Annotated in this window: 15 protein-coding genes and 1 pseudogene; 8 read left to right on the forward strand and 8 right to left on the reverse strand. The window is 74.7% G+C overall.

The annotated features are described in order from the left end of the window. From IEZ12_RS35475 to IEZ12_RS35485, 3 genes and pseudogenes are all read left to right on the forward strand, one after another. Positions 1-355: pseudogene (locus tag IEZ12_RS35475) on the forward strand (hypothetical protein); the annotation flags it as partial. A 162-nt stretch (positions 356-517) separates the two neighbouring features. Continuing rightward, positions 518-904, forward strand: coding sequence for a tetratricopeptide repeat protein (locus tag IEZ12_RS35480; protein WP_043907339.1), 387 nt, complete (start codon positions 518-520; stop codon positions 902-904). 112 nt (positions 905-1,016) lie between these two features. Then, positions 1,017-1,442 (forward strand): SRPBCC family protein, encoded by a 426-nt coding sequence (locus IEZ12_RS35485; protein WP_043907341.1) that lies wholly within the window; start codon positions 1,017-1,019, stop codon positions 1,440-1,442. Here IEZ12_RS35485 and IEZ12_RS35490 read toward each other — a convergent pair. From IEZ12_RS35490 to IEZ12_RS35500, 3 genes are all read right to left on the reverse strand, one after another. Continuing rightward, complete coding sequence (locus IEZ12_RS35490) at positions 1,420-3,516, reverse strand: SpoIIE family protein phosphatase (protein ID WP_189278281.1); 2,097 nt, start codon at positions 3,514-3,516, stop codon at positions 1,420-1,422. The genes IEZ12_RS35485 and IEZ12_RS35490 overlap by 23 nt on opposite strands. 268 nt (positions 3,517-3,784) lie before the next feature. Then, positions 3,785-4,201 (reverse strand): (2Fe-2S) ferredoxin domain-containing protein, encoded by a 417-nt coding sequence (locus IEZ12_RS35495; RefSeq protein ID WP_189278283.1) that lies wholly within the window; start codon positions 4,199-4,201, stop codon positions 3,785-3,787. Beyond that, positions 4,198-6,159 carry a heavy metal translocating P-type ATPase gene (locus tag IEZ12_RS35500; RefSeq protein ID WP_189278285.1) on the reverse strand — a complete coding sequence of 654 codons (1,962 nt, stop codon included), beginning with the start codon at positions 6,157-6,159 and terminating at the stop codon, positions 4,198-4,200. Before IEZ12_RS35500 ends, IEZ12_RS35495 begins: the two co-directional genes overlap by 4 nt. Positions 6,160-6,252: 93 nt before the next feature. On the opposite strand from IEZ12_RS35500, the gene IEZ12_RS35505 reads away from it, so the two are divergent. Both IEZ12_RS35505 and IEZ12_RS35510 read left to right on the forward strand, forming a co-directional pair. Further along, positions 6,253-6,633 carry an ArsR/SmtB family transcription factor gene (locus tag IEZ12_RS35505; protein WP_189278287.1) on the forward strand — a complete coding sequence of 127 codons (381 nt, stop codon included), beginning with the start codon at positions 6,253-6,255 and terminating at the stop codon, positions 6,631-6,633. Between the two features lie 118 nt (positions 6,634-6,751). Then, on the forward strand, positions 6,752-7,111 hold the full coding sequence (locus IEZ12_RS35510) for a 5-carboxymethyl-2-hydroxymuconate Delta-isomerase (RefSeq protein ID WP_189278288.1): 360 nt from the start codon (positions 6,752-6,754) through the stop codon (positions 7,109-7,111). 9 nt (positions 7,112-7,120) lie between these two features. Here the strand turns inward: IEZ12_RS35510 and IEZ12_RS35515 are convergent, their stop codons facing one another. Beyond that, positions 7,121-7,969, reverse strand: coding sequence for an alpha/beta fold hydrolase (locus tag IEZ12_RS35515; protein ID WP_189278290.1), 849 nt, complete (start codon positions 7,967-7,969; stop codon positions 7,121-7,123). A gap of 114 nt (positions 7,970-8,083) precedes the next feature. Between IEZ12_RS35515 and IEZ12_RS35520 the strand changes: the two genes are divergently transcribed. Then, complete coding sequence (locus IEZ12_RS35520; protein ID WP_189278292.1) at positions 8,084-8,563, forward strand: MarR family winged helix-turn-helix transcriptional regulator; 480 nt, start codon at positions 8,084-8,086, stop codon at positions 8,561-8,563. A gap of 45 nt (positions 8,564-8,608) precedes the next feature. Here IEZ12_RS35520 and IEZ12_RS35525 read toward each other — a convergent pair whose 3' ends face one another. Beyond that, positions 8,609-8,902 carry a hypothetical protein gene (locus IEZ12_RS35525; RefSeq protein ID WP_189278333.1) on the reverse strand — a complete coding sequence of 98 codons (294 nt, stop codon included), beginning with the start codon at positions 8,900-8,902 and terminating at the stop codon, positions 8,609-8,611. Here IEZ12_RS35525 and IEZ12_RS35530 point away from each other — a divergent pair. Further along, positions 8,791-9,396 carry a LuxR C-terminal-related transcriptional regulator gene (locus IEZ12_RS35530; RefSeq protein WP_189278294.1) on the forward strand — a complete coding sequence of 202 codons (606 nt, stop codon included), beginning with the start codon at positions 8,791-8,793 and terminating at the stop codon, positions 9,394-9,396. The genes IEZ12_RS35525 and IEZ12_RS35530 overlap by 112 nt on opposite strands. Before the next feature lie 236 nt (positions 9,397-9,632). On the opposite strand, the gene IEZ12_RS35535 is transcribed toward IEZ12_RS35530, so the two are convergent. Next, positions 9,633-10,436: a helix-turn-helix transcriptional regulator gene (locus IEZ12_RS35535; RefSeq protein ID WP_189278295.1), complete on the reverse strand. Its 804-nt coding sequence runs from the start codon at positions 10,434-10,436 to the stop codon at positions 9,633-9,635. Between the two features lie 49 nt (positions 10,437-10,485). Here IEZ12_RS35535 and IEZ12_RS35540 point away from each other — a divergent pair, with 49 nt between their 5' ends. Further along, on the forward strand, positions 10,486-10,941 hold the full coding sequence (locus IEZ12_RS35540; RefSeq protein ID WP_229848604.1) for a DUF2000 domain-containing protein: 456 nt from the start codon (positions 10,486-10,488) through the stop codon (positions 10,939-10,941). 9 nt (positions 10,942-10,950) lie between these two features. Here IEZ12_RS35540 and IEZ12_RS35545 read toward each other — a convergent pair whose 3' ends face one another. After that, on the reverse strand, positions 10,951-11,376 hold the full coding sequence (locus tag IEZ12_RS35545; protein WP_229848605.1) for a hypothetical protein: 426 nt from the start codon (positions 11,374-11,376) through the stop codon (positions 10,951-10,953). A 129-nt stretch (positions 11,377-11,505) separates the two neighbouring features. After that, a complete protein-coding gene (locus tag IEZ12_RS35550) occupies positions 11,506-12,735 on the reverse strand; it encodes a metallophosphoesterase (RefSeq protein WP_189278300.1) in 1,230 nt (409 codons plus the stop codon). Positions 12,736-12,781 lie beyond the last annotated feature (46 nt).

Below are 12,781 nucleotides of genomic sequence, written 5' to 3' on the forward strand. Positions count from 1 at the left end.
GGACGCGCCGGGCGCGTTGCTGCGGTCGGTGTACGCGGAGCTGCTGGGTCCGTCCTCGCTGCCGGCCCTGGACCGGTTCGCCGCGCCGGGGCTGGCGACGTGGGCGGAGCGGCCGGAGCCGGCGTTGCGGCTGGCGGCGTTGCGGGATCCGGAGTTGGCGCCGGAGGTGCTGGCGCGGCTGGCGGAGGATCCGGACGAGGCGGTGGCGCGGGCGGCCGCCGGTGATCCGCGGCTGCCGTTGGAGGTGCTGCTGGATCTGCTGGAGCCGGGGGCGTGTCCGGGGGCGGCGGCGGCGAACCCGGCGCTGCCGGTGGAGTTCATGCTGCGGCTGCTGGACCTGGCGGCGGAGCCCTGATCGCGCTCCCCGGGCCGCGGAGCGGACCCCGGAACGATCCCGGAACGGACCCTGACGACCTTGGAATAGACCTCGGTAGGTGAATGTTCAACCACCTGTCGGGCCGCGGAGGCCCGGCACCGGGGATCCGACGACGGCCCCGGGAACGGGAAGGAGCAGGGCATGACCACCGACTTCCGGCCCCGGACCACGGGCCTGCCGACCGAGCAGGCGAGCCTCCACGAGGGGACGGTCGCCGAGCGCTGGGTGCGCGCCCAGCTGTTCTTCGACTCCAAGGCGTACGCGGACGCCGCGCGGATCCTCGCCGAGCTGGTCGAGGAGGCCCCGGAGCAGGTCGGCCCGCGGCTGCTGCTGGCCCGGGCGTACTACCACTCCGCCCAGCTGCGCCGCGCCGAGGAGCAGCTGCGCGAGGTGATCGAGCGCGACCCGGTGGAGCACTACGCGCACCTCGTCCTCGGCCGCGTCCTGGAGCGCCAGGGCCGGCACGCCGAGGCGGTGCCGTACCTGCGGCTGGCCGCCGCGTTCGAGGGCGCCTTCCCGCAGGACTGACCACTCCCCCTCCGTACCGCCACCGCCCCCGACGAGCACTCGCCCGTCGGGGGCGGTGTGCGGTCGGCGCTGGCAGGCTGGAAGGAGCGTCGAGGATGCGGAGGTGCGCGCGATGCGGACCCTGGAGGAGCAGATCGAGGTGACCGCCCCGGTGGGGACGGCGTGGTCGCAGTTGCACCGGGTGGCGGAGTACCCGGAGTTCGTCGGCGGGGTGGTGCACGCCAGCGCGCGGGGGCGGCGGCACGCGGAGCTGGAGGTGGAGTTCGGCGGCGAGCGGCATCAGGTGGACGCGGAGCTGACCGATCACGGCCGCGGCCGGGTGATGAGCTGGGAGACCGTGGACGGCCCGCCGCTGCGCGGCACGTTCGCGCTGCGCCCGCTGGACGCCGCGCACACGCAGGTGCAGGTGCGTCTGGAGTACGACCCGGAGGAGCTGAAGGAGTCGCTGGGCGGTCCGCGCGGGTTCGCGCAGAGCCGGGCGGTGGAGGAGGCGGTGCGGACCGATCTGCAGTTGTTCAAGGAGTTGTGCGAGGAGTGAGCGGCTCTCCCCCGTCGAACGCCTCGCCGGCCTCGAACGCCTCGCCGGGCGCTCCGCCGTACGGCGGGCCGATCGGTAGTTCGGCCCAGATGACCTTGCCGCTGGCGGGGTAGCGGGTGCCCCAGCGTTCGGCGAGCTGGGCGACCAGGAACAGGCCGCGTCCGCCCTCGTCGGTGTCGGTGGCGTGCCGCAGGTGCGGGGAGGTCGCCGAGCCGTCCCAGACCTCGCAGATCAGTGCGCGGTCGCGCAGCAGCCGGACCCGGATCGGTCCGCTGGCGTACCGGATCGCGTTGGTGATCAGTTCGCTGAGCACGAGTTCGGCGGCGAAGGCCTGCTCGATCAGGCCCCAGTCCTCCAGTCGGCGGGTGACGGCGGCGCGCACCCGGGCGACGGCGGCCGGGTCGGCGGGGACGTCCCAGTCGGCGACGTGGTCGGCGGGCAGCGCCCGGGTGCGGGCCACCAGCAGGGCGATGTCGTCGGCGGGGTTGGTGGGCAGCAGCGCGTCGAGCAGGTCGTCGCAGGTCTCCCGCGGGCTGCGGCCGGGGTGGGCCAGTGCGGCCCGCAGCAGCTTCATGCCGTGGTCGAGGTCGTGCGACCGGGACTCCACCAGGCCGTCGGTGTACAGCACCAGCCGGCTGCCCTCGGGGAGCTCCAACTCGGCGGTCTCGTAGGGCAGTTGCCCGATGCCCAGCGGCGGCCCGGCGGGCAGGTCGGGGATCTCGACGTGCCCGTCGGGGTGCACCACGGCGGGCGGCAGGTGCCCGGCGCGGGCGAAGCTGCAGCGCCGGGTGACGGGGTCGTAGACGGCGTACAGGCAGGTCGCGCCGGTGATCGGGCGTTCGGCGCCGTCCGGGCGGGGGTTCTCCTGGTCGAGGCGGTTGACCAGGGCGTCCAGGTGGCCGAGCAGTTCCTCGGGGGCCAGGTCGAGCGAGGAGAAGGTGTGCACGGCGGTGCGCAGCCGTCCCATGGTGGCGGCGGCGTGCACGCCGTGGCCGACGACGTCGCCGACCACCAGGGCGACCCGGGCGCCGGACAGCGGGATCACGTCGAACCAGTCGCCGCCGACGCCGGCCTGCGCGGGCAGGTAGCGGGAGGCGACCTCCAGGGCCTGCTGCTCGGGCAGTCCGGCGGGCAGCAGGCTGTGCTGGAGGGCGACGGCCATGGTGTGTTCGCGGGTGTAGCGGCGGGCGTTGTCGACCAGCACGGCGGCCCGGGTGGTCAGTTCCTCGGCGAGCGCGCCGTCCTCCTCGTCGAAGGCGGGCCGGGGGCGGGCGCGCCAGAAGGTGGCGAGGCCGAGCATGGTGTCGCCCACGTTGAGCGGCGCGGCGATCAGGGTGTGCACCTGCTCGTCGCGCATGGCGTCGACGGTGCCGGGCCGGACGTCGTCCCAGACGTCCAGCGCCGCCGACAGGTCGGGCTCGACCACCGGGTGGCCGGTGCTGACGGCCCGGGCGCGCGGGGTGCCGGGGACGACCGGCACGGACGCGCCCGGGGGCAGCAGCGGCGGCTGCGCGGTGATCCCGGTGAGGGCGGCCCGGTGCATCGTCCCGTTCCGGGCGGGGCGGGGTTCGCCGCCGTCGAGGACGCCTTCGCAGAGGTCGACGCAGGCGTAGTCGGCGAAGGCCGGGACGAGCGCGGCGGCGAGTTCCTGGCAGGTGCGGGTGATGTCGAGGGTGGTGCCGATGGAGCCGCCGGCCCGGTAGAGCAGTTCCAGGCGGCGGCGGGCGGTGTCGGGGTCGGCGAGGACGGCGGTGTCGCGGAGCGTGGCGACCCGGCAGGCCGGGCCGCCGGCCCGGTCGGTGTGGCGCAGGTCGAGGCCGAGGGTGCGGCCCGGCACGGCGACCGACACGTCGGTGAGGTCGCGTCCGCCGTCCAGCAGCGCGAGCAGGTCGGCCGGCAGGCCGAGCGCCCGCAGCGGGCGGCTCTCGCAGTCGGCGGGCAGTTTCAGCAGCCGGCGGGCCTCGTCGTTGGCGTACAGCAGCCGCCGGTCGGCGTCGATCAGCAGCAGGCCTTCCCGGACGACGGACGCCTCGGCGTCCGCCGACGGGTGCCTGCCGTGCACTTCCTGGCTCATCCGCACCGCCCGACCTGGGGGAACGTCACTGCGGACGGGGGCTCCGGGCGGGGGCCCACGGGCGTCCGACGCGGGGAGGTGTGGCCCGCCGCGCCTGGTCCGCCGGGTGCTGCCCGAAACCGGGTCATACGCCCATTCCTACACTCCCCGCTCCGGCCGGGCCAACGGCCGCGCCCGGATTTCCCCCGCCGATGTGCTGCTTTCGACGCGGCATCATGTCGATCGCGGGGGCGGTCCGGCCGCTCCTGCGGGAGCGGCCGGAGCGGTGCTACCGGTCCTCCAGTTCGGCGCGCACCCGGCGCGAGGGCTGGAAGGCGTACAGGTCGAGCACGGCCGGGGGTTCGGCGAGGCCGGGGCCGCCGGCCTCGATCCAGGCGGTGATGTCGGCGGTCGCCTCCAGGTCGTTGACCAGTCCGAGCCACACCGGCCGGCCGCCCGCCTTCCGGCCCTCCGCGGAGGGCTGCACGACGATCACGTTGCCGTGCTCGCACGCGTCGAGGCAGGGGACGGGCCGGACGTTCGCCGTTCCGGCGAGGGCGGTCCGCAGGCCGGCGAGCTGGGCGGCGTGGTCGAGGCGGGGGATCTTCGGGGTGCCGCAACAGCAGCCGCGGCAGACGGTCACGGTGCAGCGGGCCGCGGTCTGCGGGGCGGGGGCGGCGGCCTTCTCGCGGGTGCGGCGGCTCATCGGCGGCTCTCCGCACGGGCGCGCCGCCATGCGCCGTCGCGCAGCAGCCGCAGGCCGTTGAGGCCCACGATGACGGTCGATCCCTCGTGTCCGAGCACGCCGAGCGGCAGCGGCAGGGTGGCGACCAGGTCCCACACCACCAGGACGGTGATGAACACCGACGCGATCACCAGGTTCTGCACCACCAGCGAGCGCGCCCGCCGGGAGAGCGCCACCACGGCGGGGACGGTGGCGAGCTCGTCGCGGACGATCACCGCGTCGGCGGTCTCCAGGGCCAGGTCGGATCCGGCCCGGCCCATCGCGATGCCGGTGTGCGCGGCGGCCAGCGCCGGCGCGTCGTTCACGCCGTCGCCGACCACCAGGACCTTCCGTCCGGCCCGCTCCCACTCCTTGACCGCGGCGGCCTTGTCCTGCGGCAGCAGGGCGGCCCGGACCTCGCCGATTCCGGCGTCCTCGGCCAGGCGTCGTGCGGCGCGCGGGTTGTCGCCGGTGAGCAGCACGGGGGCGGCGCCGGTCAGCGCCGTCAGGGCCTGGACGGTGGCGGCGGCGTCCGGGCGCAGCCGGTCGGCGAGGCCGAGCACGCCGACGGGGGCGCCGTCGGTGGCGACCACGACGGCGGTGCGCCCGGCGTCCTCCAGTTCCGAGACCGCGTCGGTGGTGGCGGGGCAGTCGCGGTCGGGGGCGTGGACGGTGACGGTGTGTCCGTCGACGGTGGCGGTGACGCCGACGCCGGGGGTGGAGGTGAAGCCGGCGGCGGTGGCGAGGGGGAGGCGGCGCTCGCGGGCGGCGTCGACGACGGCGCGGGCGAGCGGGTGCTCGCTGGGGTGTTCGGCGGCTGCGGCCAGGGCGAGCAGCTGGTGCTCCGTCAGGCCGGAGTCGGGCAGCGGGCGGATGTCGGTGACGTGGGGGGCGCCTTCGGTGAGGGTGCCGGTCTTGTCGAGGGCGACGGTGTCGATCTGCCCGAGGCGTTCCATCACGACGGCGGATTTCACCAGGACGCCGTGCCGGCCGGAGTTGGCGATCGCGGACAGCAGGGGCGGCATGGTTGCGAGGACCACCGCGCACGGCGAGGCCACGATCATGAAGGTCATCGCCCGCAGCAGCGAGTCGGTGAACGCGGTGCCCAGGGCCAGCGGGACGGCGAACACGGCGAGGGTGGCGGCCACCATGCCGAGCGAGTAGCGCTGTTCGACCTTCTCGATGAACAGCTGGGTGGGGGCCTTGGTCTCGGACGCCTCCTCGACCATGGCGACGATCCGGGCGATGACGGTGTCCGCGGCGTCGCGCTCGACGCGCACGCGCAGTGCGCCGGTGCCGTTCAGGGTGCCGGCGAACACCTCGTCGCCGCGGTGCTTGGCGACGGGCAGCGGTTCGCCGGTGATGGTGGCCTGGTCGACGTCGCTCGCGCCGTCCAGTACCCGGCCGTCGGCGCCGATCCGTTCGCCGGGCCGTACCAGCACGGTGTCGCCGACGGCGAGTTCCTCGACCGGGACGGTCTGCTCGCCGTCGGCGGTCAGCCGGGTCGCGGTGGCGGGGGCCAGGTCGAGCAGGCCGCGCACGGAGTCGGCGGTGCGGGCGGTGGCGATCGCCTCCAGCGCGCCGGAGGTGGCGAAGATGACGATCAGCAGCGCGCCGTCCAGCACCTGCCCGACCGCGGCCGCTCCGAGCGCGGCGACGATCATCAGCAGGTCGACGTCGAGGGTCTTCTCCTTCAGCGCCTGCAGGCCTGCCCAGCCGGGTTCCCAGCCGCCGGTGGCGTAGGCGAGGGCGTACAGCGGGCCCCAGGCCCAGACGGGGGCGCCGGCCAGGTCCAGCGGGAGGGCGATCAGGAACAGCACCAGCGCGGCCAGCGCCCACCGGGCCTCCGGCAGGGCCAGGACGCGGGTGCGCCGTTTCGGCGGGGCCGGGCGTGGTCCTGTGGTGGGCGGCGCGGGGCGCCGGTCCAGGACGGAAGACATGGCGGGGCAACCCTTCGCCGATGGGGAGGACGACACTTTCACCATACCGGAACATCTGAACAGGTCTTCAGGTGTCACCGGTATGATGGGCCCATGGGCCACGGAATCGACACCGCCAGCAGCGCCACCACCCGCGAACGCCTGGACGCCGTCGGAACCGCCGATGTCGCGGCCACCCTCCAGGCCCTGGCCACCCCCTCCCGGCTGCACATCCTGGCCCGGCTCCAGGAAGGGCCCTGCTCGGTGGGCGACCTGGCCGAGGCCGTCGGCCTGGAGCCCTCCGCCTGCTCGCACCAGCTGCGGCTGCTGCGCAACCTCGGCCTGGTCACCGGCGAGCGCCACGGCCGCTCGATCGTCTACGCGCTGTACGACAACCACGTCGCCGAGCTCCTCGACCAGGCCCTCTACCACGTGGAGCACCTGCGCCTGGGCATCCACGACACCCCGGCCGGGTCCGCGCCCGCCGCCGACTGACCGCTCCCCCGCACCCCCGGCGCGTCCGGCGTGCGGGACCCCGGGCGCGGGCCCGGAGGTGGGCGGGGCTTGAATGGCAGGTGTAGAAGCCAAGCATCTGCGCGAAGAAGGTCCTGCCATGCCCCACATCACCGTCGACTACTCGCCACAGCTGGCCGACTCCTTCGACCGCCCCGGATTCGTCCGCGAGCTGCACCCGATGGTGCGCGAGTGGGTGGCGTCCCGGGGCGTGTGCAAGACGTTCTTCCGACAGGCCGCGGAGACCTGGGTGGACGACGCCGACGGCCAGTTGACGGCCTTCGTGCACATCGCGATCGGCCTGCTGCCGGGCCGGCCCGAGGGACTGAAGGCCCGGCTGTCCGAGGAGGTGCTGCGCCTGCTCGACAAGCACCTGCGGCCCGTCCTCGGCCGCGAGGTGGTCCGCTCCGCGGAGGTCCGCGACCTCACCCCGGCCTACCGTCTGCGCACCGGCTGGTAGCCGCGGGGTCTAACGCGCCAGGAAGCCCGTCAGCTCCGCGTTCAGCCGCTCCGCCCGGGTGTACGGCAGGGCGTGGTGGGAGACGCCGTCCAGGGTGCGGAGTTCGGCCCGCGGGAGCAGCCGGGCGGCGCGGGCGGTGAGGGTGCGCGGGTCGTGGGGGCGGCTGTCCGCGGCGACCAGCAGCAGGCAGCGGGCGCGCAGGGCGGCGAGCGCCTCGGGGGTGGGGCGGGAGCCGGTGATCGGGCGGGCGGCGGGGAAGGTCGCGGCGAGGCCGTGGAGCCGCGTCCAGTCCGGGTCGAGCGGGATGCCGCCGGTCTCCCAGGCGAGGAAGGCGCGGGCGCGGGCCTCGGTCGGGCGGGCCAGCATCGGCGCCGCGCGCAGGAGGTAGCGCGGCGAGTAGCCGGTGAAGCAGCCGGTGGGGTCGAGCAGGGCGAGGCGGTCGATCCGGTCGGGGCGGCGCAGCGCGTAGCTCAGTGCGATCCAGCCGCCGTAGGAGTGCCCGCACAGGTCGGTCTCGGTCAGGCCGAGCCCGTCCAGGACGGCGTCCAGCCAGCCGTGCAGGTCCTCGACGGTGCGCAGCGGCCGGTCGCCGACGTGTGCGGAGCGGCCCGCCTCGCCGATCCGGTCGACCGCGAACACCCGTGCCTCGCAGGCGAGTTCGCCGACGTTCGCCCACCAGCTCGCCGCGGTGGAGCCACCGCCGTGGATCAGCACCAGCGGCGGTCCGCCGGTCGGCCCGGCGGCGTTCACCCGGGTGGTGCCGTACGGCGTGTCGAGGTCGATCGGCTCGACCGGTACGGGCCAGCGGTCGAGCAGGGTGTCGTACGCGGACAGGAAGGCGGAACGGTCGAACGCCATGGCGGCAGCCTCCGGCTGGCAGGTTTTCTCGCCGAGCAAGTCTCTCGCTCGGCGAGATAATATGCACGCGCGTCTCCGCCCCCGAAGGCACCCCCGTCGAAAGGCCCGCACCGCATGACCGCCGAACTCCCGGACCGCCACGGCCTGCAGACGGTCCATCAACTCCGCGCGCTGACCGTCGACCTGGAGGTGCTCGCCGCCGAGTTCGCCCGACGCAACCGGCTCCACCCCACCGACCTGCGCGCCCTGATCGCCCTGCTGGACGCCGCCCGCTCCGGCGCCCCCGCGACCCCCGGCCTGCTCGGCCGCGAGCTACGCCTCAACTCGGCGGGCACCACCGCCGTCCTGGACCGCCTGGAACGCCTCGGCCACGTCCGCCGCACCCGCGACCCGCACGACCGCCGCCGCGTCCTGCTGGAGGTCACCGAGCAGGCCGTCGCCCTCGGCGAGAGCCACTTCGGCCCGCTGATCGCCGACACCGTCGCCCTGGTGGACGGCCTCTCCCCCGCCGAACTCGCCGCCGTCCAGGGCTTCCTGACGTCCATGCGGGCCCTCGTCGCCCGCCACGGCGAGGCCGGCCCGCCGAGCGAATGACCGGGCAGGCCGACGCCGCCCGCCCGCCCGTCCCCTGACGGGAGTTCAGCCGACCGGCGTCGACCGGTGGTAGCGGCGGGCCAGCAGCAGTGAGGCCCGGTAGCTGCGGGCGAGCAGGGAGTGGGCGGTGCGCACGGAGGTCGACGGGCCGTCGGCGGGATGCCGGGTGAGGAGATAGAGCAGGAGGTCGACCTGATCGGCCTTGCAGACGACGGTGACGTGCTGGAGTGCGTCGCCGGGCAGGGCGTGGGCCCACAGGATCCCGACGACCTCGCCCGACTCCTGCGTCGGGGCGGGTCCGGGCTCCTTGCGCCGCAGGCTGGCGTAGACGAGGTCCACGAGGGTCAGCCCCAGCCGAAGCTGCCGTCTGCCAGGACTCCAGCCGCCACCACCCCCACGTCGCCCACTACGCGCACTGGCTGCTCGGCCAGGGCGGCGAGGTCCGCACCGCCCCGACCGTCCCCCAGCGCATCGTCATCGTCGACCGCGCCCAGGCGCTCGTCCCCATCGACCCCAAGGAGACCCGCAAGGGCGCCCTGCACGTCACCGAGCCCGGCATCATCGGCGCCCTCCTCGACCTCTACGAACAGTCCTGGAACACCGCCGTCCCCGTCGGCGCCACCACCCCCGACGACCCGACCACCGGCCTCACCCCCACCGAACGCGAACTCCTCCGCCTCCTCGGCACCGGCCTCACCGACGACACCGCAGGCCAACGCCTCGGCATCTCCGCCCGCACCGTCGGCCGCCACATGGCCTCCATCATGGAACGCCTCAACGCCGCCAGCCGCTTCGAAGCCGGCCTCAAAGCCGCCCAACAGGGCTGGCTCTGACCCCACCGACACCCACCCCGACCGCGCACCGCGCACCGCGCACCGGCCCGACGTTGCCCTGTACCGCTCCCCTCAACGGCCGCGCGCAGCGCGACGAGTCTCCAACCGCGACGAACCACCCGCGGTTGCTCTGCTTCACTCCCCCAAAGCCGCGCGCAGCGCAACTCCCGCCCCAGCAGCCCTGGGGCATCCACTCCCCCCTTACTCAAAGCCGCGCGCAGCGCAACCCCCAACCCCTACCGCACCCCACGCGCAAACCGTCCAGGCGTCGTGCCCAGGATGCGGCGGAAGTGGCGGGTGAGGTGGGGCTGGTCGTGGAAGCCGAGGGTGGTGGCGACGGTGCTCGGGGGGTGGCCGTCGAGGAGGAGGTGGCGGGCGCGGTCGATGCGGCGGGCGGTGAGGTACTGGTGCGGGGGCAGGCCGAACGCGGTGGTGAAGGCGCGGACCAGGTGGGCGGGGTGGGCGTGAAGACGCCTCGCGGCTTCGTCGAGGGTGGTCCGTTCGGTCAGCCGGGCGTCCAGCAGGTCGCGCAGCTGGTGGGCGAGGCCCCGGTCAACGGGCGTGGCGGGCACCGCCGTTCGGGGTCGGAGCAGCTCTCGTAGCCGCGAACTGATCAGCGCCAGCCGACTCTCCGCCTCCCATTCCTCCCCTGGCGTTCCGAGCGCCGCGTGCAGTTGCCCGACCCGCCGTCGCAGCAGCGGGTCCGCGAGGTCCGGCCCGTCCACCGCCGGTCCGATCAACTCCGTGCCGAGTTGCCCGAGTTCGAGGTAGAGGACGCGCTTGCGGAAGCCCGCCTCGGTGGCCGGCGATCCGTTGTGCGGAACGTGCGGCGGCAGCAGGCTGACGGTGTCGTGCGGGGTGCCGCGGCGGTGGCGGTCGAGGTCGTAGCGGACGGCGCCGTCGTCGACGATCAGCAGCGTCCAGGCGTCGTGGACGTGCATGGGGTAGCGGTGTTCGGTGAGGTGCGCGTGCAGTACCTCGACGATGCCGGGCACGCGCGGCCGCCAGGCGGTGATCTCCTGTCGGGCCGCCGCTGTCATGCAAAGAACGTACAAGACGGGGCCGCACCCGGGACGGCACGCTCACTCCATGGACACGCACACCCTGCCCAGCACCCCCAGCACCCCGACCGTTGCCCGTTTCGACACGAAGATCGCCGTCCTGCTGCGCGAGGACCTCGCGCCCTGGCAGCGCCTGAACGTGACGGCTTTCCTGGTGAGCGGACTGGGCACCGCCGTACCGGAGTTGATCGGTGAGCCGTACGCGGACGCGGACGGGACGGCGTACCTGCCGATGTTCCGTCAGCCGGTGCTGGTGTTCGAGGGCGGCGGCGAGCTGCTGACGTCCGCCCATGCGCGGGCGCTGTCCCGCTCGCTGCCGGTGGCGGTGTTCACGGCCGAGCTGTTCGGCACCGGCAACGACCGCGACAACCGGGCGGCGGTCCGCGCGGTGCCGACGGCCGGGCTCGATCTGGTGGGGCTGGCGCTGCACGGGCCGCGCAACGCGGTGGACAAGGTGCTCAAGGGTGCGCGAATGCACCCTTGAGCCGCACGGTCAGCCGGAGAGGCCGCGGTGGCGGGAGACCCCGGGGATCATGCCGACCGAGGACGCCAGGCTCTTCCCCTCCTCGCCGCTGAGCACCCGGTGCGCGGTGTTGAAGGGGAAGGCCGTCAGGCCGAGCACCCGGACGGCGGGGCCGGCGGAGTCCTCCCCGGCGTCGATCCACTCGCCCCCGTAGCGGCGGACCATCACCTCGCCGGTGTAGCAGGCGACCAGCGACCACCACATCGCCATCCGCGCCTCGCCGAGCGGCCCGGGGGCGATCAACTCGGCGCAGACCGCGTCGAGTTCGGCCAGGGAGGCGACCGTCCAGTCCAACTGCCGGCCGTGGTTGTCGGCGACCAGCGCCACGCACTGCTCCGCGCTGAACGCCAGCCGGTCGACCGGCACTCCTTCTTCCTGCTGCGGCTCTCGTTCCATGCCGGAGATCCTGCCGAACCGGCAACCGTCCCTGCCAGCGGTTTTCCGCCGCGCGACCACCCAGCCGCCCAGCCACCCAGCCCCCCAGCCACCCAGCCACCCGGCGCCCGGCCTTCCGGCGGCGGCGGCTCAGGCCTGGAGCGAGGCGAGCGTGACCACCGTGATGTCGGACGGTGCGCCGACCCGGACGGGCGGGCCCCAGGCGCCCGCGCCTCGGGTGACGTAGAGCTGGGTGTCGCCGTACCGCTCCAGGCCGGCCACGGTCGGGTTGGCCAGTTCGGCAAGGTAGTTGCCGGGCCAGAGCTGGCCGCCGTGGGTGTGGCCGGAGAGCTGGAGGTCGACGCCGTGGCGGACGCTGTCGTGGACGGTCACCGGCTGGTGGGCCATCAGGACGGCCGCCCGGCCGCGGTCGCGGTCGCCCAACGCCCGTTCGTAGTCGGGGCCTTGGCCCTGCGAAGTGCCGGCGATGTCGTTGATCCCGGCGAGGTCGAACCAGGGCAGTTCGACGCGGGCGTTCTCCAGCGGGTGGACGCCGAGTTCGCGGACGAAGTCGACCCACGGCGCGGCGCCGGAGAAGTACTCGTGGTTGCCGGTGACGAAGTACGCGCCGTCCCTGGCCCGCAGGTCCGCCAACGGGCGCGCGGCGGGGCCGAGTTCGGGGACGGTGCCGTCGACCAGGTCGCCGACCACGGCGATCAGGTCGGGCTGGGTGGCGTTGACGGTGTCGACGATCCGCCGGGTGTGCGCCCGGCCGAGTATCGGGCCGAGGTGGATGTCGCTGACCACGGCGATCCGGTAGCCGTGCGCGGCGCGCGGCAGTTTCGCCAGCGGCACCGTCACCCGCTTCACCTGCGGCCCGCGCAGCACCCCGTACGCGCCGTTGCCCACCACTCCGACGGCGACTCCGGCGGCCGCCCCGGCCACCACCCGCGAAACGAACAGCCGCCGCGACGCCGAGTCGGCCACCGCGACGTCCTCCACCGCAGGCTCGTCCGAGGGCTCGACCGCTAGCTCCTCCGCCGCCGACGGGTCCGCGCGATCGCGCGAGGTGCGGCGCGGGAGGCGGAGCAGCAGCGGGCGCAGCACCTCGCCGACCAGCAGCGCGAGCAGCAGGTACAGCAGGACGGCCAGCCAGAGGTAGCCGGGCCAGGCGAACCAGCGTTCGACGGCGAGCGGGAAGGCGCGGCCGCCGACCAGGGCCAGCAGGGAGAGGACGGGCAGCAGGACGACGAGCACGGTGCCTGCCCGCCGGTATCGGCTGCGCGGGGTGGAGACGTCGCGGACCAGTCGTCGCCACACGTACCAGTGCGCCGCCCCGAGCAGGCCGAGCGCCGCAATCCCCACCACCGCGATCACCATGCGGCCAGTATCGGGGCGTGGTGATCGCGCGCTGTGACCGGGGTGC

Source organism: Kitasatospora griseola (genome assembly GCF_014648555.1).
Lineage (GTDB): Bacteria > Actinomycetota > Actinomycetes > Streptomycetales > Streptomycetaceae > Kitasatospora > Kitasatospora griseola.

Excerpts from the sequence above, each read along its gene's own strand:
- IEZ12_RS35490 (WP_189278281.1), bottom strand. The coding sequence starts at position 3,516 with ATGAGCCAGGAAGTGCACGGCAGGCACCCGTCGGCGGACGCCGAGGCG.
- IEZ12_RS35515 (WP_189278290.1), bottom strand. The coding sequence starts at position 7,969 with ATGGCGTTCGACCGTTCCGCCTTCCTGTCCGCGTACGACACCCTGCTC.
- IEZ12_RS35540 (WP_229848604.1), top strand. The coding sequence starts at position 10,486 with ATGGACACGCACACCCTGCCCAGCACCCCCAGCACCCCGACCGTTGCC.
- IEZ12_RS35535 (WP_189278295.1), bottom strand. The coding sequence starts at position 10,436 with ATGACAGCGGCGGCCCGACAGGAGATCACCGCCTGGCGGCCGCGCGTG.
- IEZ12_RS35485 (WP_043907341.1), top strand. The coding sequence starts at position 1,017 with ATGCGGACCCTGGAGGAGCAGATCGAGGTGACCGCCCCGGTGGGGACG.
- IEZ12_RS35550 (WP_189278300.1), bottom strand. The coding sequence starts at position 12,735 with ATGGTGATCGCGGTGGTGGGGATTGCGGCGCTCGGCCTGCTCGGGGCG.
- IEZ12_RS35495 (WP_189278283.1), bottom strand. The coding sequence starts at position 4,201 with ATGAGCCGCCGCACCCGCGAGAAGGCCGCCGCCCCCGCCCCGCAGACC.
- IEZ12_RS35545 (WP_229848605.1), bottom strand. The coding sequence starts at position 11,376 with ATGGAACGAGAGCCGCAGCAGGAAGAAGGAGTGCCGGTCGACCGGCTG.
- IEZ12_RS35520 (WP_189278292.1), top strand. The coding sequence starts at position 8,084 with ATGACCGCCGAACTCCCGGACCGCCACGGCCTGCAGACGGTCCATCAA.
- IEZ12_RS35500 (WP_189278285.1), bottom strand. The coding sequence starts at position 6,159 with ATGTCTTCCGTCCTGGACCGGCGCCCCGCGCCGCCCACCACAGGACCA.
- IEZ12_RS35505 (WP_189278287.1), top strand. The coding sequence starts at position 6,253 with ATGGGCCACGGAATCGACACCGCCAGCAGCGCCACCACCCGCGAACGC.
- IEZ12_RS35510 (WP_189278288.1), top strand. The coding sequence starts at position 6,752 with ATGCCCCACATCACCGTCGACTACTCGCCACAGCTGGCCGACTCCTTC.
- IEZ12_RS35480 (WP_043907339.1), top strand. The coding sequence starts at position 518 with ATGACCACCGACTTCCGGCCCCGGACCACGGGCCTGCCGACCGAGCAG.